This window comes from Pseudomonas californiensis (genome assembly GCF_021147775.1).
GTDB lineage: Bacteria > Pseudomonadota > Gammaproteobacteria > Pseudomonadales > Pseudomonadaceae > Aquipseudomonas > Aquipseudomonas californiensis.
In genome coordinates this window covers 81,520-107,735 of the sequence record NZ_JAGTPK010000008.1, presented here as the reverse complement: position 1 = coordinate 107,735, position 26,216 = coordinate 81,520, and the positions used below count along the sequence as shown (strand labels likewise).

The 26,216-nt window shown below is 57.9% G+C and carries 21 protein-coding genes and 1 pseudogene; 15 read left to right on the top strand and 7 right to left on the bottom strand.

Going from position 1 to position 26,216, the window contains the following annotated elements; translation table 11 throughout:
- Positions 1-119 precede the first annotated feature (119 nt).
- From KDX37_RS10050 to KDX37_RS10025, 6 genes and pseudogenes are all read left to right on the top strand, one after another.
- Positions 120-1,406 (top strand): ABC transporter substrate-binding protein, encoded by a 1,287-nt coding sequence (locus KDX37_RS10050; RefSeq protein ID WP_231652547.1) that lies wholly within the window; start codon positions 120-122, stop codon positions 1,404-1,406.
- A gap of 102 nt (positions 1,407-1,508) precedes the next feature.
- Positions 1,509-2,417 (top strand): carbohydrate ABC transporter permease, encoded by a 909-nt coding sequence (locus KDX37_RS10045; RefSeq protein ID WP_231652546.1) that lies wholly within the window; start codon positions 1,509-1,511, stop codon positions 2,415-2,417.
- Positions 2,410-3,255: a carbohydrate ABC transporter permease gene (locus tag KDX37_RS10040; protein WP_231652545.1), complete on the top strand. Its 846-nt coding sequence runs from the start codon at positions 2,410-2,412 to the stop codon at positions 3,253-3,255. Before KDX37_RS10045 ends, KDX37_RS10040 begins: the two co-directional genes overlap by 8 nt.
- A gap of 2 nt (positions 3,256-3,257) precedes the next feature.
- Positions 3,258-4,418 (top strand): ABC transporter ATP-binding protein, encoded by a 1,161-nt coding sequence (locus KDX37_RS10035; RefSeq protein ID WP_231652544.1) that lies wholly within the window; start codon positions 3,258-3,260, stop codon positions 4,416-4,418.
- 134 nt (positions 4,419-4,552) lie between these two features.
- Positions 4,553-5,914, top strand: coding sequence for a carbohydrate porin (locus tag KDX37_RS10030; protein WP_231652543.1), 1,362 nt, complete (start codon positions 4,553-4,555; stop codon positions 5,912-5,914).
- A gap of 109 nt (positions 5,915-6,023) precedes the next feature.
- Positions 6,024-6,904, top strand: a pseudogene (locus KDX37_RS10025) (D-hexose-6-phosphate mutarotase).
- Positions 6,905-7,126: 222 nt separating this feature from the next.
- Here the strand turns inward: KDX37_RS10025 and KDX37_RS10020 are convergent.
- Positions 7,127-7,993 carry a MurR/RpiR family transcriptional regulator gene (locus KDX37_RS10020; RefSeq protein ID WP_054079498.1) on the bottom strand — a complete coding sequence of 289 codons (867 nt, stop codon included), beginning with the start codon at positions 7,991-7,993 and terminating at the stop codon, positions 7,127-7,129.
- 218 nt (positions 7,994-8,211) lie between these two features.
- Here KDX37_RS10020 and zwf point away from each other — a divergent pair, with 218 nt between their 5' ends.
- From zwf to KDX37_RS10005, 3 genes are read left to right on the top strand one after another with little or no spacing between them, the layout of a single operon-like run.
- Positions 8,212-9,681, top strand: a complete 1,470-nt coding sequence (gene zwf, locus KDX37_RS10015; protein ID WP_231652542.1) for a glucose-6-phosphate dehydrogenase — start codon at positions 8,212-8,214, stop codon at positions 9,679-9,681.
- Positions 9,668-10,381 carry a 6-phosphogluconolactonase gene (gene pgl / locus KDX37_RS10010; RefSeq protein WP_231652541.1) on the top strand — a complete coding sequence of 238 codons (714 nt, stop codon included), beginning with the start codon at positions 9,668-9,670 and terminating at the stop codon, positions 10,379-10,381. Before zwf ends, pgl begins: the two co-directional genes overlap by 14 nt.
- 17 nt (positions 10,382-10,398) lie before the next feature.
- Positions 10,399-11,073, top strand: coding sequence for a bifunctional 4-hydroxy-2-oxoglutarate aldolase/2-dehydro-3-deoxy-phosphogluconate aldolase (locus KDX37_RS10005; RefSeq protein WP_231652540.1), 675 nt, complete (start codon positions 10,399-10,401; stop codon positions 11,071-11,073).
- 132 nt (positions 11,074-11,205) lie between these two features.
- Here KDX37_RS10005 and KDX37_RS10000 read toward each other — a convergent pair whose 3' ends face one another.
- The gene (locus KDX37_RS10000) at positions 11,206-11,442 is read right to left on the bottom strand and encodes a DUF3820 family protein (RefSeq protein ID WP_231652539.1); all 237 of its coding nucleotides are present in this window, start codon (positions 11,440-11,442) and stop codon (positions 11,206-11,208) included.
- 219 nt (positions 11,443-11,661) lie between these two features.
- Here KDX37_RS10000 and KDX37_RS09995 point away from each other — a divergent pair, with 219 nt between their 5' ends.
- Positions 11,662-12,132, top strand: a complete 471-nt coding sequence (locus tag KDX37_RS09995) for a PA2169 family four-helix-bundle protein (RefSeq protein ID WP_231652538.1) — start codon at positions 11,662-11,664, stop codon at positions 12,130-12,132.
- Between the two features lie 68 nt (positions 12,133-12,200).
- On the opposite strand, the gene KDX37_RS09990 is transcribed toward KDX37_RS09995, so the two are convergent.
- From KDX37_RS09990 to KDX37_RS09970, 5 genes are all read right to left on the bottom strand, one after another.
- Positions 12,201-13,673, bottom strand: a complete 1,473-nt coding sequence (locus KDX37_RS09990; protein WP_231652639.1) for a sensor domain-containing diguanylate cyclase — start codon at positions 13,671-13,673, stop codon at positions 12,201-12,203.
- A gap of 243 nt (positions 13,674-13,916) precedes the next feature.
- A complete protein-coding gene (locus tag KDX37_RS09985; RefSeq protein ID WP_231652537.1) occupies positions 13,917-15,308 on the bottom strand; it encodes a heavy metal sensor histidine kinase in 1,392 nt (463 codons plus the stop codon).
- Positions 15,298-15,975, bottom strand: a complete 678-nt coding sequence (locus tag KDX37_RS09980) for a heavy metal response regulator transcription factor (protein ID WP_231652536.1) — start codon at positions 15,973-15,975, stop codon at positions 15,298-15,300. The genes KDX37_RS09985 and KDX37_RS09980 overlap by 11 nt, the downstream gene beginning before the upstream one ends.
- Positions 15,976-15,985: 10 nt before the next feature.
- Positions 15,986-19,087, bottom strand: coding sequence for a multidrug efflux RND transporter permease subunit (locus KDX37_RS09975; RefSeq protein ID WP_231652535.1), 3,102 nt, complete (start codon positions 19,085-19,087; stop codon positions 15,986-15,988).
- Positions 19,084-20,250 carry an efflux RND transporter periplasmic adaptor subunit gene (locus KDX37_RS09970; protein ID WP_231652534.1) on the bottom strand — a complete coding sequence of 389 codons (1,167 nt, stop codon included), beginning with the start codon at positions 20,248-20,250 and terminating at the stop codon, positions 19,084-19,086. The genes KDX37_RS09975 and KDX37_RS09970 overlap by 4 nt, the downstream gene beginning before the upstream one ends.
- Before the next feature lie 293 nt (positions 20,251-20,543).
- Between KDX37_RS09970 and KDX37_RS09965 the strand changes: the two genes are divergently transcribed.
- The 5 genes from KDX37_RS09965 to KDX37_RS09945 all read left to right on the top strand — a co-directional run bounded on the left by KDX37_RS09965 (position 20,544) and on the right by KDX37_RS09945 (position 26,216).
- Positions 20,544-20,912 (top strand): hypothetical protein, encoded by a 369-nt coding sequence (locus KDX37_RS09965; protein ID WP_231652533.1) that lies wholly within the window; start codon positions 20,544-20,546, stop codon positions 20,910-20,912.
- Positions 20,913-21,243: 331 nt separating this feature from the next.
- Positions 21,244-21,828 carry a fimbrial protein gene (locus tag KDX37_RS09960; protein ID WP_231652532.1) on the top strand — a complete coding sequence of 195 codons (585 nt, stop codon included), beginning with the start codon at positions 21,244-21,246 and terminating at the stop codon, positions 21,826-21,828.
- Between the two features lie 62 nt (positions 21,829-21,890).
- Positions 21,891-22,682, top strand: a complete 792-nt coding sequence (locus KDX37_RS09955; RefSeq protein WP_231652531.1) for a fimbrial biogenesis chaperone — start codon at positions 21,891-21,893, stop codon at positions 22,680-22,682.
- A 259-nt stretch (positions 22,683-22,941) separates the two neighbouring features.
- Complete coding sequence (locus KDX37_RS09950) at positions 22,942-25,434, top strand: fimbria/pilus outer membrane usher protein (protein WP_406641920.1); 2,493 nt, start codon at positions 22,942-22,944, stop codon at positions 25,432-25,434.
- On the top strand, positions 25,431-26,216 hold the full coding sequence (locus KDX37_RS09945; protein ID WP_231652529.1) for a fimbrial biogenesis chaperone: 786 nt from the start codon (positions 25,431-25,433) through the stop codon (positions 26,214-26,216). The genes KDX37_RS09950 and KDX37_RS09945 overlap by 4 nt, the downstream gene beginning before the upstream one ends.

Below are 26,216 nucleotides of genomic sequence, written 5' to 3'. Positions count from 1 at the left end.
ACCAGGTTGTGACATTCGCGCGTCCCTTCGTTACCGTTGCCGTGTTGCGCTTGGTTAGACTCAGGCCAAGCGCAAGCACAAGACTTGCTGGTGTATAACAACAAGAAAAGGTCCCATCGATGAATTCACTCTCTCGCCTCGCCGTTGTCATTTCCCTCGCCTCGCTGTTCCCTCTGAGCGTTTCCGCTGCTGAATCCAAAGGCACTGTAGAAGTGGTGCACTGGTGGACGTCCGGCGGAGAAAAGGCTGCGGTCGATGTGCTCAAGGCTCAGGTTGAAAAAGACGGCTTTGTCTGGAAGGATGGCGCTGTAGCCGGTGGTGGTGGTTCCACCGCCATGACTGTGCTGAAAAGCCGCGCGGTCGCCGGCAATCCTCCGGGCGTTGCCCAGATCAAAGGTCCGGATATCCAGGAATGGGCCTCTACCGGCCTGCTTGACACCGACGCGCTGAAAGACGTCGCCAAGGCTGAAAAGTGGGACTCGCTGCTCGACAAGAAAGTCTCTGACACCGTCAAGTACGACGGCGATTACGTGGCCGTGCCAGTGAACATTCACCGCGTCAACTGGCTGTGGATCAACCCGGAAGTCTTCAAGAAGGCCGGTATCGAGAAAGCACCGACCACTCTGGAAGAGTTCTACGCAGCGGGCGACAAGCTCAAGAAAGCCGGCTTCATCCCCCTGGCCCATGGCGGCCAGCCTTGGCAGGACAGCACGGTGTTTGAAGCCGTTGTGTTGTCGGTCATGGGCGCTGATGGCTACAAAAAAGCTCTGGTTGATCTGGACAATGACGCGCTGACCGGTGCTGGCATGGTCAAGTCGCTCACCGAACTGAAAAAAGTCGCCACCTACATGGATGCCGACGGCAAAGGCCAGGACTGGAACCTGGAAGCTGCCAAGGTCATCAATGGCAAGGCCGGCATGCAGATCATGGGTGACTGGGCCAAGAGCGAGTGGACTGCCGCCAAGAAAGTCGCTGGCAAGGACTACCAGTGCGTAGCCTTCCCGGGTACTGACAAGGCGTTCACCTACAACATCGACTCGCTCGCCGTGTTCAAACAGAAAGACAAGGGCACCACCGCCGGTCAACAGGACCTGGCCAAGGTCGCGATGGGTGAGGACTTCCAGAAGGTCTTCAGCATCAACAAGGGCTCGATCCCGGTGCGCGAAGACATGTTGAACAACATGGCGAAGTACGGTTTTGACTCTTGTGCGCAAACCGCGGCCAAGGACTTCCTGACAGACGCGAAAAGCGGCGGACTGCAACCAAGCATGGCGCACAACATGGCGACCACGCTGGCTGTTCAGGGTGCGTTCTTCGATGTGGTAACCAACTACATCAACGATCCCAAAGCTGACCCGGCAGACACTGCCAAGAAGCTTGGCGCAGCGATCAAGTCCGCGAAGTAATCGGTATCACCTGACCTGAAGCAGTAGTGCTTGCTTGAAATCCCGAGCGGGTTTCAAGCACGCCTGCGGCTCTGATTCGATACACCAGATGGGATATTCCCGATGAGCTCTGTCGCTGTGTTCAGCAAAGCCTCACCACTGGATGCACTGCAACGCTGGCTGCCAAAACTGGTGCTGGCGCCGAGCATGTTCGTCGTGCTGGTGGGTTTTTATGGCTACATTCTGTGGACGTTCGTTCTGTCGTTCACCAATTCGACTTTCCTGCCGTCCTACAAGTGGGTCGGCCTTGCGCAATATGCGCGCCTGATGGACAACGACCGCTGGTGGGTAGCGAGCAAGAACCTGGCAGTCTTCGGTGGCATGTTCATTGGCATCAGTCTGGTCATTGGCGTATTGCTGGCGGTGCTGCTCGATCAGCGCATTCGTCGCGAAGGTGTGATCCGCACTATCTATCTGTACCCGATGGCGCTGTCGATGATCGTCACCGGTACTGCCTGGAAATGGCTGCTCAACCCTGGCCTCGGCCTGGACAAGATGCTGCGTGACTGGGGTTGGGAAGGCTTTCGCCTGGACTGGCTGATCGATCCGGATCGGGTGGTTTACTGCCTGGTGATCGCAGCGGTGTGGCAATCCTCCGGTTTTGTCATGGCGCTGTTTCTGGCCGGTCTGCGAGGTGTCGATCAATCGATCATCCGCGCCGCACAGATGGACGGTGCCAGCCTGCCGATGATCTATTGGCGTGTCGTGCTGCCAAGCCTGCGTCCGGTATTTTTCAGTGCAGTCATGATCCTCGCGCACATTGCGATCAAGAGCTTCGACCTGGTTGCTGCGATGACCGCTGGCGGCCCGGGTTACTCTTCGGACCTGCCCGCGATGTTCATGTATTCGTTCACCTTCAGTCGAGGCCAGATGGGCATGGGCTCAGCCAGTGCCATTCTGATGCTCGGCGCTATCCTGGCGATTCTCGTGCCGTATCTGTACTCCGAGCTGAGGACCAAACGCCATGACTAGTGTTGTCGTCAAACCGGGCATCAGCTTCAGCCGCGTCGTGATTCACGCCGTTCTGCTGGTCGCCTGTTTTCTTTACCTGGTACCGCTGGTGGTGATGTTGTTCACCAGCTTCAAGACGCCGGAAGACATCGGCAGTGGCAACCTGCTGAGCCTGCCGGTGGTGACCACCGCCATTGGCTGGATCAAGGCGTGGGACATCGTCGACGGGTACTTCTGGAACTCGATCCGCATTACGGTCCCGGCCGTGATCCTCTCGACCGCGATCGGTGCGCTCAACGGCTATGTGTTGTCAATGTGGAAGTTCAGGGGCTCGCAACTGTTCTTCGGTCTGCTGTTGTTCGGCTGCTTCCTGCCGTTCCAGACCGTGCTGCTGCCCGCGTCCTTCACGCTTGGCAAGATGGGCCTGGCGAACACCACCACTGGGCTGGTATTCGTCCATGTGGTCTATGGACTGGCGTTCACCACGCTATTCTTCCGTAACTACTACGTGAGCATTCCAGACGCACTGGTCAAGGCCGCACGCCTGGACGGCGCAGGTTTCTTCACCATCTTCGGGCGGATCATCCTGCCGATGTCCACCCCGATCGTGATGGTCTGCCTGATCTGGCAGTTCACCCAGATCTGGAACGACTTCCTGTTCGGCGTGGTGTTCTCCAGTGGCGAATCGCAGCCGATTACCGTGGCGCTGAACAACCTGGTCAACACCAGTACGGGCGCCAAGGAATACAACGTTGACATGGCGGCGGCGATGATCGCCGGGCTGCCGACATTGCTGGTCTACGTACTGGCTGGCAAGTATTTCCTGCGTGGGCTCACAGCCGGCGCGGTCAAGGGGTAATCATGGCGACTCTCGAACTACGTAACGTCAACAAGACGTACGGCACTAACCTGCCAGACACGCTGAAGAACATCGAACTGTCGATCAAGGATGGCGAGTTTCTGATTCTGGTCGGTCCTTCCGGCTGCGGTAAGTCCACCTTGATGAACTGCATTGCCGGTCTGGAAAGCATCAGCGGCGGTGCGATCCTGATTGATGGCGAAGACGTCAGTGGCACCAGCCCCAAGGATCGCGACATCGCGATGGTGTTTCAGTCCTACGCGCTCTACCCAACCATGACCGTGCGCGAGAACATCGCGTTTGGCCTGAAGATTCGCAAGATGGCACCTGCGGCCATTGAAGAGGAAGTCACGCGCGTGGCCAAGCTGCTGCAGATCGAGCACTTGCTCAATCGCAAGCCAGGCCAGATGTCCGGTGGTCAGCAGCAGCGTGTGGCCATGGGCCGTGCTCTGGCGCGTCGGCCGAAGATCTATCTGTTCGACGAACCGCTGTCCAACCTCGACGCCAAACTGCGTGTCGAAATGCGGACTGAAATGAAACTGATGCACCAGCGCCTGAAAACCACCACGGTCTACGTGACTCACGATCAGATCGAGGCCATGACCCTGGGCGACAAGGTTGCGGTCATGAAGGACGGGATCGTTCAACAGTTCGGCACGCCCAAACAGATCTACAACGATCCGGCGAACCTGTTTGTGGCCAGTTTCATTGGCTCGCCGCCGATGAACTTCATCCCGCTGCGTCTGCAACGCAAGGACGGCCAACTGCTGGCTCTGCTCGACAGCGGCCAGGCGCGTTGCGAACTGCCGGTGGGCGTGTCTGACGCAGGTCTTGAGGATCGGGAAGTCATTCTGGGTATCCGTCCTGAGCAGATCATGCTCGCCTCCAGTGAGTCGAGTGGCTTGCCTACGATTCGTGCAGAAGTTCAGGTGACCGAGCCGACAGGACCGGATACGCTGGTATTCGTCACGCTTAACCAGAGCAAGGTCTGCTGCCGTCTGGCACCGGATGTTGCCCCTCAGGTGGGCGAAAGTCTGACCTTGCAGTTCGATCCGTCCAAGGTGCTGCTGTTTGATGCCCAGAGTGGCGAACGTCTTGGGGTTCTCGCAAAGCAACCCTTGGTTGAGCGGCTGAGCAACGTTTCTCAACTGAACCGCAAATGATCGATTGATTCATGTCGAGCACAGCTGGCCGGTTGCTCATTGCCACCACGGGTAGCCGACCAGCGAACACGAAGCAGTGAAATGTAAAACCGATGCACACCAAAGCTAATAACAATAAAACGAGGAATGATGGGATGAAGAAGATCAAAAAGGCTAAATCGCTTTCCCGGCTTCAATTGGTACGCAATCTGTCAGTGTTGGGCGCCATGAGTCTGGCGGGCGGCGCTCAGGCTGCTGACGCGTTCAGTGCCGATTCGCCGTGGATGACGGGCGATTGGGGCGGAGCGCGTACCGAACTGCTCGACAAGGGTTATGACTTCTCTCTGGAATACGTTTCCGAGATGGCCAGCAACGTCAAAGGTGGCTACAACGACGACGTGACGGGCCGTTACAGTGACCAGTTCGCACTGGGTATGAAAGTTGACCTGCAAAAGGTATTCGGTTGGCAAGACGCCGAATTCAAGCTGGCCATCACCGAGCGTAGTGGCCGCAACATCTCCAACGACCGCATCGGCGACCCACGTGCCGGCACACTCAGCTCGTCTCAGGAAGTCTGGGGCCGTGGTCAGACCTGGCGTCTGACCCAGATGTGGGTCAAGCAGAAGTACTTTGACGGCGCGCTGGATATCAAGGCCGGTCGTTTCGGACCGGGCGAAGACTTCAACAGCTTCCCGTGCGACTTCCAGAACCTTTCGTTCTGCGGCTCGCAAGTCGGTAACTACGTAAGCACCTGGTACAACTGGCCAATCAGCCAGTGGGCCTTGCGCGTGAAGTACAACATCACGCCAGAAGTGTATGCGCAGGTAGGTGTGTACGAGCAGAACCCGTCCAACCTCGAAACCGGCAACGGCTTCAAGCTCAGCGGCAGCGGCACCAAAGGCATGATTCTGCCGGTCGAGCTGGTCTGGACTCCGACCGTCAATTCGCTGCCTGGCGAATACCGCGTCGGCTTCTACAAGAGCACGCCTAACGCCGATGACGTCTATGAAGACGTGAACGGTCAGGCCCAAGGTGCTACCGGCGCTGCGTTCAAGTCGCATGACAGCAAGCACGGCTGGTGGATCGTGGCTCAGCAGCAACTGACTGCTCACAATGGCGACGCATCGCGTGGTCTGAGCATTTTCGCCAACGCCACTGTGCACGACAAGGAAACCAACTTCGTCGATAACTACCAGCAGATCGGCCTGACCTACAAAGGTCCATTCGATTCGCGTCCGAAGGATGACATCGGTATCGGTGTTGCCCGCATCCACGTGAACGATGACGTGCAGGATCGTCGTCGTCTGATCAATCAGATCAACAACATCAATGACTACGATAACGCGGGCTACCTGCCAATTCAGAGCACTGAATACAACTCTGAAATCTACTATGGCTTCCACGTTACCAACTGGCTGACCGTGCGTCCCAACGTGCAATTCGTCAAACACCCAGGTGGTGTGAACGAGGTTGACGATGCAATCGTTGTGGGCTTGAAAGTTCAGTCCAAGTTCTGAGTAATGACTGACGCTTAACGCGATCAAGGGTCGTGTGTGCTTTGCGGGCAGCCCTGGCTGCCCGTTTTTTTATGGCGGTGACTTTTTATTTTTCAGGACGCGATTGGTGATGCCCCTCAACGACGCGCAGATGCACGAACACCCACTGCAACGTTTCTTCACATCGCGTCGGCCCAGGCCCACGTTCGAATGGGAGCGTCATCAACTGCGTGACGTGCTGGTGATCGATCATCCTCACTGCCAGGCGGTATTCAGCCGTCAGGGCGCACAGTTACTGCACTTCCAACCGCGAGGCCAGAAGCCCTGGCTCTGGTGCGCCGCACAGTGGCCGCAGGTGGGCGCGATTCGTGGCGGCGTGCCGGTCTGCTGGCCATGGTATGGCCGGCATCCCGGTGAAAGTGGCTGGCCGGCACATGGCTGGGTCGCCTGCTGGACTGGAAGCTTATCGACAGCAGCGAAAGTGAGGAGGGCGTCTGCCTGCACTGGCGCCTGCAACTGTGGGACTGGCAGGTCGACCTGCACGCGGAGCTGGGGCAGGGCATGGAGCTGCGCTTGAGCACCTGTCACGAGGACAGCGAGCCTTGCCATTTCAGTCATGCATTACATGCCTACTGGCGAATCAGTGATGTCGCCGACGTGGCGCTGGACGGCCTCGACGGTGCGCAGGGCTATGACGAGTTGAGTCGCCGGGCGTGCCAGCAGGAAGGCGAGCTGCGCGTGGCAGGTGGCTGTCAGAGGGTCTTCGAGCATGAGGGTGCCTTGCAGCTTCAGGACCCGGCCTGGCAACGACGGCTGAACATCGATACCGGCGACAGCACCAATACCGTCGTATGGCATCCAGGCAGCAGGCCCTTGCTGGGTGTGTGTGGCAGTGAAACGACAGGATTTGTCCGCGTGGAAGCGGCTTCGGGTGCTGCTGATGCTTTCAGCCTGAATCCGGGTGAACACGTGCACCTGAAGCTTCAGGCCAGCGTGGGTTCCTATGCATGATAAGCGTTGGGGTCGGCGTCCATTTTCAAGTCTTTTACCGACGGTCCATCCTGCCTCGTTAACCAACGAGACGCCGCCCGGCTCGCTCTCGCTGGTCGCGATGAAATCTGAACCTGTGGAATCAGTTTGCTGACGAAGAAGCCGGTACAGGCGATGGAGAGGTATCGCCTGTCGGTAAACCTTCGTGACCCGCTCACCGTTGCGGCTATGACACGATAAACGTCAGCCCTGATCTTCTATCGGGTATCGACTGTCGTTCAGGCTTTCCTTGATCTTGCGCAGATGCGGCTGGAAGTCGACGCCGCGGCGCAGGGTCATGCCGGTGGCCAGTACGTCCAGTACGGTGAGCTGAATGATCCGCGAGGTCATCGGCATGTAGATGTCAGTGTCCTCGGGCAGGGGGATGTTGAGGCTGACGGTACTGGCTTGCGCCAGGGGCGAGCCAGCCGCTGTAAGGCCCAGCACCGAAGCGCCGTTGGCCCGGGCGATGCGGGCTACTTCGACCAGTTCACGCGTGCGTCCGGTGTAGGAAATGATCACGAACAGCTCACCGGTGTGCGCCACCGAGGCGATCATGCGTTGCATCAGCACATCGGCGTGGGCGGTGACCGCCAGGTTGAAGCGGAAAAACTTGTGCTGCGCGTCGAGCGCAACCGGCGCTGAAGCACCCAGACCGAAAAAGTGGATCTGCCGCGCCTGGATCAGCATGTCCACCGACTTGCTGATCAGAGCCGGGTCGAGTTGCTGACAGGCGCTGTCCAGTGATGCAATGGCGCTGCCGAAAATCTTCTGGGTATACGCTTCGGGGTTGTCATCCGCCTCGACCGCTCGGCTCACATACGCCGCGCCACTGGCAAGGCTCTGAGCCAGTTGCAGCTTAAGTTCTGGATAGCCGCTGACGTTGAACGAGCGGCAGAAGCGATTGACCGTGGGTTCGCTGACCTTGGCCGCCTGAGCGAGCGCTGCAATGCTGAGTCGCGTCGCCATCTGCGGGTTGAGCAGGATCACTTCGGCCACTTTGCGCTCGGCCTTGTTCAACTCATCGAGTCGGCCCTGGATTTGCTCCAGGAGGTTTCTTACGCGGTCCATTCAAAGTCCTTGTCGGGGCAGATTCACCAACGGTTTTGTCTCGGGCTTTTATTAGCCCTTTAGCCTGTAGCAAAGGTGGCCTATCGTACTGAGGGCCTGTGTTGATCACCACTGGAATATGCTTTTCGACAGAATGTTGTGGTTATTACTACATATGGCCTTGAGTAACGCCTTTAAAAAAGGTATTTGTAGCTTAACTTGATAAAAGAACCAACATTATGCCCTTGATTACGGTTGAACCGTGCACATTTGCCCTGTTTGGTGCCTTGGGAGACCTGGCAGTGCGCAAGCTGTTCCCGGCTCTTTATCAGCTTGATCGCGCCGGACTGCTGCATGAAGACACACGCATCCTGGCCCTGGCGCGTGAACCAGGCGACGAACAGTCGCATCTGGCCTACATCGAAAAATCCATGCGCCGCTTCATTCCCGAGGCTGAGCTTGAAGCAGACAACGTGGGACGCTTCCTGGCGCGCTTGAGCTACCTGCACGTCGATTTCCTCAAGGCTGAGGATTACGCGGCGCTGGCAGAGCGTGTGGGCGATGCGGAAACGCTGATTGCCTACTTCGCGACGCCTGCCTCGGTGTATGGCGCGATTTGCGAGAACCTTGCGTCGGTCAATCTCGCGGACCGTACCCGTGCCGTGCTGGAGAAGCCCATTGGTCACGACCTGGCGTCTTCACGTCGGGTCAACGATGCCGTGGCGCAGTTCTTCCCGGAAAACCGCGTTTACCGCATCGACCATTACCTGGGCAAGGACACCGTTCAGAACCTGATCGCACTACGCTTTGCCAACAGCCTGTTCGAGACTCAATGGAACCAGAACCATATTTCCCATGTGGAAATCACGGTTGCCGAGAAAGTCGGCATCGAAGGTCGCTGGGGCTATTTCGATCAGGCTGGCCAACTGCGCGACATGATCCAGAACCACCTGCTGCAATTGCTCTGCCTGATCGCGATGGACCCGCCCAGCGACCTGTCGGCCGACAGTATCCGCGACGAGAAGGTCAAGGTGCTCAAGGCGCTGGCGCCGTTCAACCCTGAGCGACTGGCCACCCAAGTGGTGCGCGGCCAGTACACCTCGGGTTACAGCGAAGGCAAGGCGGTGCCGGGTTATCTGGAAGAAGAAAACTCCAATACTCAGAGCGACACCGAGACCTTCGTCGCGCTGCGTGCAGATATTCGTAACTGGCGTTGGTCGGGCACACCGTTCTACCTGCGCACCGGCAAACGTATGCCGCAGAAGCTGTCGCAGATCGTGATCCACTTCAAAGAGCCGCCGCACTACATTTTTGCGCCGGAGCAGCGGTTGCAGATCAGCAACCGATTGATCATCCGTCTGCAGCCTGATGAAGGTATCTCGCTGCAGGTGATGACCAAGGACCAGGGCCTGGATAAAGGCATGCAACTGCGCAGTGGTCCGTTGCAACTGAATTTTTCCGACACCTACCGCAGCGCTCGTGTCCCCGATGCCTATGAGCGGTTGTTGCTGGAAGTCATGCGTGGCAATCAGAACCTGTTTGTCCGCAAAGATGAAATCGAGTATGCGTGGCAATGGTGCGATCAACTGATCGCGGGCTGGAAGAAGGCGGGCGATGCGCCAAAGCCTTATGCAGCCGGATCCTGGGGGCCGATGAGCTCCATTGCTCTTATTACTCGTGACGGGAGATCCTGGTATGGCGATATGTGACCTTGAGCTGCCAGCAGGGCTGGTAGCGCGTGACTTCGACACGCCACAGCAACTGGCCGACGCGCTGGCTGCCAATGTGGCTGATCGTTTGAAAACAGCAATCACCGAGAACGGCCTGGCCACCCTCGTGGTTTCCGGTGGCCGCAGCCCGGTTGCGTTTTTCCAGAGCCTGGCGCAGCAGTCACTGGACTGGTCAAAAGTGGTTGTGAGCCTGGCTGACGAGCGCTTCGTACCGACCGAACACGCCGACAGCAATGCTGGCCTGCTTCAGCGTTATCTGTTGCAGGGGCCAGCAGCCAAGGCTCGGTTCCTGGGGTTGTACACCCTGGCAGGCAGTCTGGAGGAGGCTGCGTTGGCAGCCGATCAAGCGCTGGCCGAGTTACCGCCCATCGATGTGCTGATTCTGGGCATGGGTGATGACGGACACACCGCGTCTTTGTTTCCCAACAGTCCCAACCTGACAGAAGCGTTGAGCCTGGAGGGCGAGCGTCTTTGTCTGCCGATGCTGGCACCCACCGTCCCGCACCAGCGCCTGACCCTGACCCGTCGACTACTGGCTTCGGCGAAGCTGCCGATTCTGTCGGTTTCGGGCCAGGCCAAACTCGACACACTGCGCTCGGCCCTGGCGGGCGATGACCTCGCTCAAATGCCGGTTCGTGCCTTTCTAAACCCGTCCCTTGAGATTTACTGGTGCCCATAAGCAAAGGAAGCGTCGCCATGACACAGAACGAAAATAATCAGCCGCGAAGCAGCATGGCGAACAAGATTGCCCAGATCGACGAACTCTGTGCCAAAGCCAGGATACTGCCGGTCATCACCATCTTGCGTGACGAGGATGTGCTGCCATTGGCGGACGCTTTGGCCGCAGGTGGCATGACGGCACTGGAAATCACGCTGCGCTCGGCGTTTGGCCTGAGCGCAATCCGTATTCTGCGTGAGCAGCGTCCGGAGTTATGTGTGGGGGCAGGGACCATTCTGGACCGCAATATGCTGGCTGATGCGGAAGCGGCAGGCGCGCAATTCATCGTTACCCCTGGCAGCACGCAAGAGCTGTTGCAGGCGGCGCTGGACAGTCCGCTGCCACTGTTGCCAGGCATCAGCAGCGCCTCCGAAATCATGATCGGTTACGCCATGGGCTATCGCCGTTTCAAACTGTTCCCGGCAGAAATCAGCGGCGGCGTGGCAGCTATCAAAGCGCTGGGCGGCCCGTTCAACGAAGTGCGCTTCTGCCCAACCGGCGGCGTGAACGAGCAGAATCTGAAGAGCTACACGGCCTTGCCGAATGTCATGTGCGTCGGCGGCACGTGGATGATCGACAATGCGTGGGTCAAGAATGGCGACTGGGGTCGCATCCAGGAAGCCACCGCTCAGGCACTGGCATTGTTCGATTGAAATGAGAATTTCAGGGCGGGGCGCTGACGGCGCCTGGCCCTGGTCAAGAAGTTGTTGTTGGTTGTATGGCTTTGCGGCGCTCCCTGGTCCGGAGCGCCGTTTTTTTGTCCAGACTGTCTGCCGCTTCGCGTATCAACTGTCCTTGAAGGACTGACGCGGGCGTTTTCGCAATGGGTCCAGCAGTGCGCCGAGACCGTTGTGATCAATTTCCTGCATCAATGCCAGTAGTCCGCCAAGCTCCCCTTTCGGAAACCCTTCACGTGCGAACCAGTTCAGATAGTGGCCTGGCAGATCGGCGATCAATCGTCCCTTGTATTTGCCGAACGGCATCTCCTGAGTAACCAGTAACCGTAATTTTTCCGGGTTCATGAGTGAGCCCCCTTGTCGTTTCATCCAGGCGCATACGATACGTGCATTCTGCATGCAGGCCAAAGGACAGTTCATGCAGAAGTCACGACCGAACAGATGTGAAAATTTCGTAAGTTATTGAAAATAATAATAAATAAATTTTTTAAAAACTGGCACGGCGACTGCAATTATCCATGCAGTACCCATTTTCGTATCAACCTGCCATTAGGAAATTATCAAATGACTGATATCAATAAAGAATCGATCTCTATCCTGAATGACCTGATCGAAACCAGCATCGACGGTGAAGAAGGCTTCAAGACCAGTGCAGAGAATGCGAAAAGCCCGCAAGTAAAAGCGTTTTTGGCCAACCGTTCCGCTGAAGTGGCGAGCGCTGTGCGTGAGCTGCAAGCTGAAGTGGTAGCCTTGGGCGGCAAGCCTGAAGATTCTTCCAGTGTATCGGGCTCTCTGCACCGTGCATGGGTCAAACTGAAGTCGGCGGTGACTTCGGATGACGACAAGGCAGTACTTGAAGAAGCCGAGCGTGGCGAAGACGTAGCCAAGAAAGCTTACCGTGAAGCTCTTGAAAAAGCGCGTGAGCACAATGTGCCAGCCAGCGTTATCAGCCTCATCGAGAAGCAACAGGCTGGCGTACTTGCCAACCATGACAAAGTGAAAGCACTGCGTGACCAGGCCCGTGCCGCATCGTAATTCGATGATCCCGCAGTAACAAAAAACGCCAGCCAGTCTGGCGTTTTTTTATGTCGATCGACAGACAATCAGGCTTGGGCGAGGTTCTGCATTTGAGGCGCGGCATAATGCTCGACGCGGTTACGCCCGTTGTTCTTGGCCTGATACAGCGCCTTGTCGGCCATGCCGAAGAACGCTGTCAATTTGTCGCCCGGTTGAATGATCTCCGAGGCCACACCAATGCTTACCGTAATCGGTCGGCCATCCCCGGCAAAGGAGGGCATTGATTCGACCGATCGACGAATGCCCTCGGCAATCAGCAATGCGCCTTCGATGCCTGTCTCGGGCAGCACTACCACGAACTCTTCACCGCCATAGCGCGCGGCCTTGTCGCCTGGACGCCTTATATTGTTGGCGATAGTCAGTGCGACTTGTCGCAATGCCTTGTCGCCGCCCTGATGGCCGTGACGTTCATTGAACGCCTTGAAGTGGTCAACGTCGATCATGAGCAGAGACAACTGTCTGCCGGAGCGTTGCGACCGTGCCCATTCTGTTTCCATTGCTTCATCGAGCTGACGCCGGTTGTCCAGCCCGGTCAAACCGTCGGTGGCTGCAAGACTGGCCAGCTTGTCTTCTGCCCGGTGGCGCCGTCGCAGTTCACGGCACAGCAGCCCGGTCAGCCAGAGCAGGCCCACACACAGCACGCTGGTGGCCGTACCAACCAGCCAGACATTTCGACGCCAACCAGCAAAGACTTCTTCTTGCGACTGGCCAATGACGACAATCAACGGCAGATTACCGACGCGCGAAAACGTGTAGAGCCGCTGTTCCTGCATTTGGGTCGACCATGCGCCGAAGGTGCCGTCGCCTTCTTTGAGGATGCGCTGAAAGTTGGCCGTGTGACTGTAGTCCTTGCCGACCAGGTCCTTGCCATCCCGGTCGGGATGTCGGACCACCAGAATGCCATCAGTGGTAATCAGATTGATGCTGCTGCCTTTGCCAAGCGTCTGGCTTTTGAATAAGTGCTTGAAATAGACCAGTCGCATGGCTGCGCTGGCGATCCCCTGAAATTCACCATCCGGGCCCGACATTCTTCGACTGAAGCTGATGCACCAATCCTTGTAACCCCAGCGGGTCTTGTAGGGAGGGCTGACATGCAGGTCCAGTGAAGGGTCGATCGCATGCTGTTTGAAGTAGGAGCGGTCAGAAAAGTTATCGTCGCGCGGTATGACCGACAATGAGTCCGCGAGTATCTCTCCCTTGTTGTCCAGCAGTACCAGGTCGCCTTTGTAAGGCGCGGCGGTGGAACGATCAAACAGGACAAGTTGTTGAAGTTCCGGTGATATGTGCTTCAAGTCTTCGCGCTGCCAGGACTGGATCATGCCCTGCAAGGAAGAGTCATACACTTCCGCATTTCTCAGCACATCCGCATCAATCAAGTTAACGATGTTGGACGCCGTGCGCGCTGCCGACTCTTCGGTATCACTGCGTTCACGCACCAGCAGGGATGCCACAATCGTCAGGATGGCGAGCACTGACACCGAGCTGCCAAGGATAAGCATGAGCTCCGGCCCGGACCATTTGCCGGTGCTTTTATCGGGTGCAGACAGCGGCATTGGTGTACTACCTACGAACGAATGATTCTTGATAATTGGTTGAGTGTATTATCTAAATGCAGCGGCTTTTAATAAGCGCTGTTCGACGACTGCCCTTATAACCTCATCTGAATTGTTTGGGAATAAAGGCGGGTCTATAAATGTTTAAATATTGAATTCAATCAACTCTTTGAACCGTTGAATATAAATTCACACCCGAGGCGTTCCGAAAAGATCGGACACTGGAAGGTTGATGCCGAAGGTATTGATACCGTGGCGGCTGTTCACAAACACGGTGCCGCCATGCATGACGGCGATGGCCTTGACGATGGCGAGCCCCAGGCCATGGTTTGCGCCACTGTTGCTGCGCGAGGCATCGACACGATAAAAGCGCTCGAACAGTCTGGGCAGGTGTTCGCCGGAAATGGGCGGCCCAGGGTTGGCGACCCCGATGCTGACATGATCCTTGAGCGGTTCAATGTTCACATGGATGATGCCGCCGGCTTTTGTGTGCTGAACGGCGTTATGCAGCAGGTTGATCAAGGCGCGTCGCAGTTGGGTCTTTTCGATGGGGACGCTGGCGTCACCTCGAACCTGTACCTGCACCTGTGCATCTTCGAGAATGAAGTCCAGGTAATCCAGAGTCGTCGCCACTTCCTCTGCCAGCGATGCGCATGTGAGTTCCTTGACCTTGGTGCCCTGGTCTGCGCTGGCCAGAAACAGCATGTCATTGATGATCGAGCGTAGTCTTTCAAGCTCTTCCAGATTGGATTGCAGCACCTCGAAATAATGCTCGGCGGACCGACCGCGTGTCAGCGCCACCTGCGTCTGGCCGATCAGGTTGGTCAGCGGCGAGCGCAGTTCGTGGGCCACATCGGCATTGAACGATTCAAGCCTTGAATACGCCTGCTCCACGCGTTCGAGGGTGGAATTGAACGACGCCACGAATTGCTCAAGCTCTGGCGGCAACGGCGAGAGTTGCAGGCGCCCGGACAGGCGCGGAGGGGCCAGCTTCTGCACCTCCTGCGAAAGGCTTCTCAGCGGACGCAGACCAACGCGCGCCACCCAATAGCCCAGTACGGATGCCAGTACAATGCCGAGCGACGCCAGGCTGACCAGCGCGACCATCAAAGCGTGTTGGGTGTGCCAGAACGTCTCGGTATCGATGCCCGTCAAAAAGCGCAGGGCAGGGCGTTGCTCTTTCGCCGGAAACTCGCTGACCAGTACTTTGAATGCGAAGGGGTGATCCGCCACTTTCAGGTCGTGCATGCCCAGACTGCCTGCAGCGAATCGACGGATATCCGCGTCCGGCTGGCCGAACTCATAGACCGGGTTGTCACTGACTACCCAGAACCTCAAGCGCTTGTCTTCTTCACTGAGCAGGGTGAGTTTGGTCCTGATCTTGTTCCAGTGCTCCGGGTTGCCAAAACGACTGACGGCCGATTCGAGCACGCTGTAGCGCGCATCGACCTCCGCCCGTGGCAGCAGGTCCATGCTTTTGTCGACCTGAAAGTACAGCGCCCAGCCGATCAGCAGGAAGACGCCCAGCGCGACCAGTGCGAACAGGCCGCTCAGACGCAGGGCAATCGAATCAATCCGCACTGCGGTCCTCCAGCGCATAACCCATGCCGCGAATGGTGTGCAGGAGTTTATGTTCGTGCGGACCGTCGAGCTTGGCGCGCAGGCGCTTGATCGCCACTTCGACGACATTGGTGTCGCTGTCGAAATTGATGTCCCAGACCATTTCGGCAATCGAGGTCTTGGACAGGATGTCGCCCTGACGACGAGCCAGCACGCTGAGCAGCGAAAACTCCTTGGCGGTCAGTTCCAGGCGTACACCGGCACGTGTCGCCTTGCGGCTGATGAGGTCGATCCACAAGTCCGAAATAGTGATCTGCACTGGCTCATGGGTCCCGCTGCGACGGGTCAGCGCCTGCAGGCGTGCAACCAGTTCGAGGAAGGAAAACGGCTTGCCCAGATAATCGTCGGCCCCTTCGCGCAGCCCGCGAATACGGTCATCGACCTGCTCACGTGCGGTCAGCATGATCACCGGTGTCTGCTTTCTGGCCCGCAAGGCGCGTAACACACCAAAGCCGTCCATGCCTGGCAGCATGACATCGAGGATGATCACGGCATGGTCATTCTCCAGCCCCAGATGCAGCCCTTCTATGCCATCGCGGGCGACGTCCACGGTGTAACCCTGTTCAGTCAGGCCGCGCCGCAGGTAGTCGGCAGTTTTTTCTTCGTCTTCAATGATCAGCACGCGCATGAAGCGACTCTCATTCGTGGATGGCCAGCGTCGGTGCGGGCGCTGGGTGGCGTCGATGAAACAGTCGTTCTAGCTGCAGATAGATGACCGGTGTGGTAAACAGCGTCAGCATCTGGCTGACCAGCAGGCCGCCTACCACGGCGATGCCCAGTGGCTGGCGCAGTTCGGCGCCGACACCGAAGCCCAGCATCAGCGGCAGGGCGCCGAGCAGGGCAGCCAGGGTTGTCATGATAATGGGCCTGAAGCGCGTCATGCAGGCTTCGTAAATCGCTTCGTGAGGCGTCAGTCCCGGTTCGCGCTGCGCTTGCAATGCGAAGTCCACCAGCAGGATGCCGTTCTTTTTGACGATGCCGATCAGCAGCACTACGCCGATCAGCGCCATGATCGAGAAGTCCTGCCCCATCATCCACAGCAGCAACAACGCACCAATGCCTGCGGAGGGCAGCGTCGAGATAATTGTCAGAGGGTGAACGAAGCTTTCATAACGCACGCCGAGGATGATGTACACCGCGACCAGCGCTGCAAGGATCAGCCATGGCTGATTGGCCAGCGAACTCTGGAAGGCCTGCGCAGCACCCTGAAAGCTGCCGATGATCGAGGCGGGCATGCCGATCTCGTTCTTGGCCTGATCCAGCATACGGACCGCATCGCCGAGTGCGACGCCGGAAGCGAGGTTGAAAGAGAGGTTTGCTGCCGGAAACATGCCGTCATGGCTGATCGACAGCGGCCCCATGCGCGGGGCGCTGACCTTGGCCAGGGCCGACAGCGGCACCATTTCGTTGGTCAATGGCGAGCGCAGGTAAAAATAAGCCAGGCTTTCGGCCTTGCCACGTTGCCGGGCGTCGAGTTCCAGAATCACCTTGTACTGGTTGACCTCGGTCTGATACTCGCTGATCTGTCGCTGGCCGAATGCGTCATAGAGCGCCTGATCGACGTCGGCCGTGGTCAGCCCAAAACGCGCAGCGGCGCTGCGGTCGATATCGATGTGCGTCACGCTGCCGCCTAGTTGCAGGTCGTTGGACAGGTCGCGAAAGGCCGGGTTGGCGCGCAGCTTTTCGGTGAGCCGCTGCGTCCAGGTATTGAGCAGCGGGCCATCATTGCTCTTCAGCACATATTGATACTGGCTGCGGCTGGGGCCTGAGCTCAGGTTGATGTCCTGTCCTGCTCGCAAATACAGAACGATGCCCGGTACCTTGGCCAGCTTGGGGCGCAGACGATCGATGAACTCGCTGACCGACACATCGCGTTCAGATCGGGGTTTGAGTGAAATCCAGAATCGCCCGTTGGCAATGGTCTGGTTGCTGCCCGACACACCCACCGAGTGAGAGTACGCCAGGACTGCGGGGTCGGCACCGACGATCTTGGCCAGTTCCAGGTGTTTTTCGACCATGTCCGGATAAGAAATATCAGCAGCCGCCTCGGTGGTGCCCAGTGCGAATGCCGTGTCCTGAATCGGGAAAAAGCCTTTGGGGATGAGAACGTAGCCTACCACCGCAAGCGCAAGGGTCAGGCCGAATACCCCGAGCATCAGCCGCTGGTGGGCGAGGGCCTTGCGCAGGCCGCGCTCGTAGGTGGTCAGCAGGCGGTCGCTGAACCCCGGCTTCTGATGCTGGTTGTGCTTGGGCGCGCGCATGAACATCGCCGCCAGAGTCGGCGCCAACGTCAGCGAAACGACCACCGAAATCAGAATGGTCGCGGTGGTGGTCAGGGCGAACTCCTTGAACAGTCGACCTACGACGCCGCCCATGAACAGCAGTGGAATGAACGCTGCCACCAGCGAAAAGCTGATCGACACCACCGTGAAACCAATTTCTCCGGAGCCCTTGATCGCAGCCTCTCGCATGCCCTGGCCAGCCTCGAGGTGGCGATGGATGTTTTCGACTACCACGATGGCGTCGTCCACCACGAACCCCACCGCAACGACAATCGCCACCAGCGTCAGGTTGTTCAGGCTGAACCCGAACAAGTACATCATGGCGAAGCTGGCCACCAGCGACACGCCCAGCACGGCGCTGACAATCAGCGTCGCGGACAGCTGGCGCAGGAACAGCGCCATCACAGCGACCACCAGCAGTACGGCGATCAGCAGCGTCATTTCCACCTCGTGCAGCGAGGCGCGGATGGTGCGCGTCCGGTCGTTGAGCACCGAAACATCGACAGTCGCCGGGAGCATTTCCTGCAAGCGCGGCAACTCGCGCTGGATGCGGTCCACCGTGTCGACAATGTTGGCACCGGGTTGGCGGAAAATGGCGATGTTGACGCCTTGCTGATCCCCGGACCACGCCTTGACGTAAGCGTTCTCCGAGCCATTGACCACGCGCGCCACATCACTGAGATGCACCGGCGCGCCGTTTTTGTAGGAAACGATGAGTTGTGCGTAGTCCTGCGGTTTGAACAGCTGGTCGTTGGAGGACAGGGTAGAAATGCTGTCGTTGCCATACAACGCGCCCTTGGCCAGGTTCAGGCTGGTCTGTTGCACCGCCAGTCTGATGTCGGCCAGGGTCAGGCCCAGTGCGGCGAGCTTTTCGGGCGCTGCCTGAACACGAATGGCAGGTCGTTGCTGTCCGGTGATGAAAACCTGGCCGACCCCTTCGACCTGGCTGAGTTGTCTGGCCAGAATGGTCTCGGTCACGTCGCTAAGCTCGGTACCTGGCATCAGGCTCGAGCTGACGCTCAGAATCAGCACCGGGCTGTCGGCGGGGTTTACCTTGCGCCAGGTCGGCAGGTTGGGCATGTCGGCAGGCAGTCGTCCAGCCGCCGTATTGATCGCCGCCTGAACTTCCTGGGCGGCGGTGTCGATGCTTTTGTTGAGCGTGAACTGCAGCGTCAGGTTGGTGGAGCCCAAAGCGCTGCTGGAGGTCATCTGGGTCATGCCAGGGATGGCGCTGAACTGCACCTCGAGTGGTGTGGCCACTGAAGAGGCCATGGTTTCCGGGCTGGCGCCGGGAAGTTGGGCGCTGACCTGGATGGTCGGAAACTCCGCCTCCGGCAGCGGCGCGACGGGCAGCCGGGGGAAGGCAATGACCCCGAGCAAAACCAGGGCAAACGTCAACAGCAAGGTGGCGACCGGATGGTTGATGCACCAGGCGGACACCGAACCCCGGCCGTTCATTGCGCGCGCTCCGCGAGTGCTGGCTGGTTGTCCTGCGCCGGTTCGCCGACTACTTCAATGCTGGCTCCCGGCTTGAGGCGCGACTGACCGTCGATAACCAGTACGTCACCTGCCTGCGGGCCGCTGATCAGGGACTGATCGCTGTCCTGATACAGCACTTTGACCGGCACGACCTCAACCTTGTTATCACCAGTGACGCGATAGACAAAGTGCTGATCAATGCCACGCTGCACCACCTGTGGCGCGACCTTGAGCGAGTTGCGCTCGATGCCGGTCTGGATCTTTACAGTCACCAACTGACCTGGCCAGAGCCGCTCGCCGGGGTTTTTGAACTGTGCCTTGGCACGAATCGTTCCGGTGGTGGCCGAGACCTGGTTGTCGATGAGAGAAAGCGTGCCTTCCCCCAGCAAAAGGCCGTTGGCAGCGCCATCGCCCTGGAACGCCTTGACCGCTGCCGACGTACTGTTGGCGATCAAACCCTGCAGCGTGGGCAGCAATTGTTGGGGCAGCGAAAACTCCACTGTAATGGGGTCGATCTGTGTAACGGAAAACAACCCCGCCGCATCAGTGACGCGCATGAAGTTGCCCTCATCGACGTTGCGAATCCCGACTCGGCCGGCGACTGGCGAGCGTATCTGAGTGTAAGAGAGTTGAACCTGTGCAGCATTGATCGTCGCTTCATTGCCCTGCGCCGTCGCGCCCAGTTGCCTGACCAGCGCCTGCTGCTGATCGAATGTCTGGCGCGAGATGCCGTTGTCTTCCGTCAGTTGGCGATAGCGTTTGAGATCGAGTTGTGCAACGTCCAGCTGCGCCTTGCTCTGGGCCAACTGCGCTTTCGCCTGCTCCAGCGACGCGCGAATGGACCGGTCATCCAGAGTCGCGAGCAGCTCGCCGACTTTGACCTGTTGACCTTCCTTGACCAGCACACGCGTCAGGATGCGGTCCACCTGAGGCCGGATCACCACGCTTTGCAGCGACAGCACCGAACCAATGCCGGTCACGAACCGTGGAACATCCTCAACAGCAACCTTTATCACCTTGACTGGAACGGCTGAAGCCGCATTTTTATGAACAGTGGCGGGCTTTTTCAGGCCCCACACCACGCCCGCGGCGACTGCTATGAGAAGGACGACGACGGTAATAGTCAGGGTCTGTTTGCGCATGTGAAGAAGACGCCGAAAAAGTCAGGGGGAGAGCTATTGGTTTTAGTGCTTCCTTATAGCCTGCAAATACGGTCAGCAAAATGACTTTCAGCTGTCAGGATTGTCAGAAAGCAAAGGGCTGCCTGGGCTGAGTATCAAGAAAACCATGAATCGGGCGATAACCTTTTATAACGGCGAGGTGTCCATAAGGTTGATGGATCCCAAGAAATTTCCGGCGTGTTGTTGGTTGCACGTTTGGCAGTTGCCGTCAGTCTCGACGTAACTCAAACGACGGTTTACCGATGGAGAGTGCCATGAATATCAAGGAAGTGTGCAGCAGGATTCTGACGACCCTGACCCGCCGTCCAGCATGGGCCGCTTCGGCACTGGTGGTGCCCTTGTTGTTTGCGCCAGCGTTGTCACATGCCCGGGACGGCGTACTGAATTTTCGAGGGAGTGTGGTCAATTACAGTTGTGACGTGTCAGCGTCTGTTCAGTCATCCCACGTGTACGCCTCTGCCGATCTGGAAAATGTTCCGGGTATTGTGATTCACATCAACGACGCACGCGGTCCTTGTGCCGACTCGGCCGCTTCCTTCACGGCTCACTATCAATCTTTGCCCGCAGCAGTGTTTGCTGACTATGGTTATCGTGCGGGTATTGTCACGCTGACTTATTTGTAATCGACGAATGACTGTGTATTAACGAGTGTTCCTGCCCGTCACATGACGCCTGCGACGGGCAGCCTTCCATAGCGCACACCCGCAGGCCGGGTCTCGGCATTGCAAATCCATTCCTTTGGTTGATCTTTCAAGTTGGGTATTGGCTGAAACGCCGTGAAACCGCGGCGTGCACGCTGATAAAGTTTACTCCTACAGAGGGATCCTGCACGCCATGTAGTATTGTCCTTGACGTTAAAGTAATGAGCCTGACATCGATTAAGTACTTCGAGACCTATAGTGCTCGCCGTCCGATAGTGGGCACACACGAAATAACACAAGGAAGGTAGTTATCATGAAAAAGCTTTCTCTGACAGTTGCTGTCATGGGTGTACTTGGTTTCGGCCTGGTGGGCACCGCCAGCGCTGCGAACAACGGTAAGCTTATATTTAACGGAACATTGACTAATGTTTCTTGTGATGTTGCTCCAGGCACGGGCGTCAGTGCGGGCACTAATCCAGGCGAAATCAATGTAGACCTGGGTAACGTTTCGTTTTCCGACATCGGCCTCTCAAGTGCGAGTCGATATGAAACCGCTACGCCGATTCAATTGTTGGTCAACTGCAGCGCGGGTACCGACGCTTATAATATGGTGAAAATGCGCTTCACCGCCCGTAACGGCAGTGGCCTGGACAACAACGATGCGAAACTGCTGCGCACCACCGGCGCTGCAGACGGTGTGGGCATTGGCTTGCTCAACGCTTCGAACGTGTTGATGGACCTGAGCGGCAACGAAACAATCGACACCAGCCTGATCAAGGATGGCGCTGGTGGTGCGACCGCAGAAATCAACTTCGGCGCAGTCTACGTGCTCAATGGCACACCCACCAATCCGGGTAACGCCGATGGCTTCATGCCGTTCGTGATGGACTACGAGTAACGCCAGTACAGGGCGAGTTCACTCGCCCTGTCTCCTCTCGAATTCAGGATGATGCCCCGTATATGGTTCTCGACTTTTTCCGTTGTGTCGCGTTGATCGCGATGGCGTTATACCTGCCTTCGGCGCAGGCCGGTATTGTCCTCAATACCACACGTGTCATTTATCAGGGAAGCGACAAGGAAGCCAGTCTGGGTGTGCAAAACACGGGCACTGGAGAGATTCTCTTGCAGTCCTGGCTTGAAGCCGGATTGCCGCGCGTTAACGAGTCGGCGTCAGACAAACCCTCTGAAGATAAACGTTTACCCCTGCAAGGTGCGTCGGACCTGTCGTTTATCGTGACACCCGCGCTCGCCCGCATGCCCGGTGGCGGCAGGCAGTTGCTGCGTATCATTCACTCCGGTGCCAACCTGCCTGCCGACCGTGAGTCGGTGCTGTGGCTCAATGTTCAGGAAATACCTCAAACAGCCGCAGAAAATACGTTGCAGGTCGCGATACGACAGCGCATCAAAGTGTTCTTTCGCCCGAAGGGCCTGCAAGGCGATCCCTTGCAGGCACCTGAAAAGTTGCAATGGAAGTTGCTTGCCGGCGATGTGTTACGGGTTGATAACACCGGGCCGTATCACGTCTCGATGCTCAAGATTACCGCGCAGCAACGCGGTCGTGAACTTGCGACACTGGGCAGTGGAATGCTGGCGCCACATCAACAATTGATTCTCGCGCTTGCACACAGGTCTGACGAAGTACCGGTTGAGTTGAGTTTTATCAGCATCAACGATTTTGGCGGACAGGTTCGTTACAGCGCCACACTATCGGGCAGCGATACAGGATATGCACGTAAAACCGAGCCTCGATAACGCAGAGCCTTCCCGTGGACTCTGAGAGAAACGATGAGCCCGGAAATATAAGCCTGGAGGCTTTTATTTACGCTTGATTATGGGGTCCCTCTGAATAGGGTGGACCGGTAGCCGTGCGCCTGCATGAAAGGATTCCGCTGCGCGTGAGATAGCCGAAGTAGAGTGAAAAACGCTAATGGAATGGCACAGTTCAGACAATAAGGGAGTCGTTGCGCGCTCCCTTTTCCCTCCGGCGCGCTGCCGGTCAGGGCACCGTACAATGACGTCGGCCGGGTTTTACGCCGTCGGTATCGGGCTTGCGTCGATCTTTTCAGGCACGTTACTGGCAGCTTCGCCGAGCATTGCTGATGGGACCGGTACGACCCGATTCAATACCGCGTTTCTTCAGGGCAGCGATCAGCCACCTGACCTTAAAGAGTTTCTGCGCGCCAACAGCGTACTGCCAGGCACTTATCGAATCGACATCTACGTCAATCGTGCACTGAGCGGACGACGCGATATCGTTTTTTCCAAAAGTGAGCGCTCAGGTCTGATCGAACCCTGCCTGACGCAGGACATGCTGCAGAGTTTCGGGCTCGACCTGGGGCGCCTGCCCAAGGTGACCGAGCCCGCCGAAGCCTGTTTCAATCTGCCGGCCAGTGTCGAGTTCGCAAGGGTTGATTACCAGCCTGGAGCGCTGCGTCTGAATATCAGCCTCCCTCAAGCCTTCATGTCGCGTAGCGCCAGGGGTTATGTTTCACCGCAGTTGTGGGACGAAGGGCAAACCGCAGGCTTTGTCAGCTACACCTTCAATGGCTCCCGACGTCGTAACCGCGACCTTGAGACGGATCATTACTACCTCGGGCTGCGCAACGGCGTGAATCTTGGCGCCTGGCGACTGAGAAACGAGTCTTCGCTGGTATATGGCAGCGACCTGCCGATGCGTTTTCGCAGCAATCGCACTTTTGCCCAGCGCGACCTGACCGCCTTGAAAAGCCAATTGACGGTCGGAGAGACGTTTACCGACTCGCAGGTGTTTGACAGTGTGCGCTTCAAAGGCGCCTCCATCGCCTCCGATGAAGGCATGCTGCCGGACAGCGAACGCAATTACACGCCGGTTGTACGCGGCATCGCCGAGACCAACGCGACCGTTGAAGTGCGTCAAAATGGTTTCATGCTCTACAGCGGCAATGTCTCCCCAGGGCCGTTCGAAATTACCGATATCTATCCCAGCGGTTCCAACGGCGATCTTTTGATTACCATCATTGAGGCCGACGGTCGTCAACGTACCTTCACTCAGGCGTATGCCTCGTTGCCGATCATGGTGGCGGCGGGCTCCTTTCGTTTCAGTCTGGCTGCTGGCCGTGTCGACAACAATGATGTCAGTGGTCAAGCATCGCCGATGTTCAGCAGCGCCTCGCTTATCTATGGCCTTTCCGACCGGATAACCGGGTTTGGCGGCCTGCAACTGGCCGAAGACTTTCAGGCGGCCAATCTGGGCGCAGGTGTGAACACCGGGCTGGGTGCCGTTTCTCTGGACGTCACTCAATCCATCAGCCAGTGGCAGGACGCGACTCGCTCCGGCCAGAGTCTGCGGGTTCGCTACGCCAATACGCTGGACGTTACCAATACGACTTTTGCAGTGGCGGGCTACCGTTATTCCACGGACCAGTACCGGACACTCAACCAGCAGGTGAGTGAGACCAGCAGTACTTATGACCAACGGTCACGAGGTCTTGCCAGGGATCGCCTCGAAGTGAACGTTACCCAGATGTTGTCCAGGCAAAACGCATCGTTGAGCCTGACGGCCTCAGAGCAGCGCTACTGGAACCTGCCAGGCAAAACCCGTCAGCTTTATCTGGCTTACAACAGCGCGTGGCGGACTCTGAATTACAGTCTGTCACTGGAACGCAGCGAGGATTTCGGTCGGGCAGGCGATGCGCAAGCAGACAACCGAATCGCTTTGAGCGTAACCATGCCACTGGGGTCAGGCCCAGGCTCGTCACGTGTTTCGTTCAACGGCGTACGCGACAGCGCCGGCGAATACAGTGTGCAGGCCGGGCTCAACGGGCAATTTCTGAATGACCGCGACACGTTCTATTCGGTACAGACCGGCCGCGACAGCAGTTCTGGCAGCTTCGGCGCCGGCAAAATCAACACAACAACGCCGTTCGGACGTTTCGAAGCGGGTTACAGCCAGGGCCGGGATTACGACGCCTTCACGCTGGCGGCGGCAGGGTCGCTGGTGGCCCACGAAGGTGGCGTGAATCTGGGGCAACCCCTTGGCGAGACATTCGCGCTGGTTCAGGTACCCGGCATCGGCGGTGCTCGTCTGAAAACCTTCAGCAATGTTCAAACGGCAGACAATGGCTACGCAGTTCTGCCTTATGCGCAACCCTATCGCACCAATTGGATCAGCCTGGACACCCGTCAATTGGGCGCTGATATCGACCTGGAAAACGCCGTGAATCAGATTGTGCCGCGGCGCGGCGCGATGCCGCTGGTGCGGTTCAAGGCATCGACTGGCAGGCGTGTCCAGTTCGAGCTGGTCCGTGTCGACGGCAGCAGGTTGCCGCTGGGCGCCAGCGTCGAAGACGAACACGGCAAAGCCCTCGCGGTGGTCGACCCCACCAGTCAGGCGCTGGTGCTGAGCGAACTGGACAGCGGATTTTTGTGGGTACGCTGGTCCGATCAGCGCTGCAAGGCACCGTTTGCGCTACCCGCCAGAAACCCCACCCGTGCTTACGAACGACTCAAAGTGATTTGCCAATGACCAGACTTTCACTGGCGCGGACGGGTGGATGTCTCCTGTCGCTGATATTGACGAGTGCCGGCGCAGAGGGCGCTTTATCGCTGGCAGGTACGCGTCTGATCTTTGATGGCCGCTACACGGAGGTCAGCATCGAAACGCACAACAAGGGGAGTAACGCGGTACTCGTACAGGCCACCCTCAGTGACCCTCGCGACGACGATGATACGCCGCCGGACCAGCGCAGGCTGTTGCCGTTCGTGATAACACCACCACTTTCCAAGGTGCCCGCAGGTGGCAAGCAATTGCTGCGCGTGCTGTATCAAGGCGCGGGCATGCCAGCCGGGCAGGAGTCCTTGTTGCACTTGTACGCGCTTGAAGTGCCTCAGCGTCAAGCGCTTGAACAGCAGTTGAATATCGCAGTGCGTCAGCGAATCAACGTCTTTTACCGCCCGCCAGGGCTGGAGGGCGATCCGGCCGACAGCGCCGAGCGATTGCGTTGGACATTCAATAGCCCAGCGTCAGGTACGCGTACCTTGAGCGTTGAAAACCCCACGGTTTATCACGTCTCGCTGGAGGTTGTGCAACTGAACGGTGTTCAAGTCATCGATTACCTGCTGCTGGCGCCAAGGGCCCGACTTGAACTGCCTTTGGCCGAAAGCCATTCCACAGCGCAGGGCCATCAATTGAGGTTCAACGCGCTGACTGATTATGGCGCCCGGCGCAGGTATTGCGCGCCATGGACTGAACAGGCGTCCTTCACGGCTCGTTTGCAGGACACCACTCCCATTCAGGATGAATGCTGA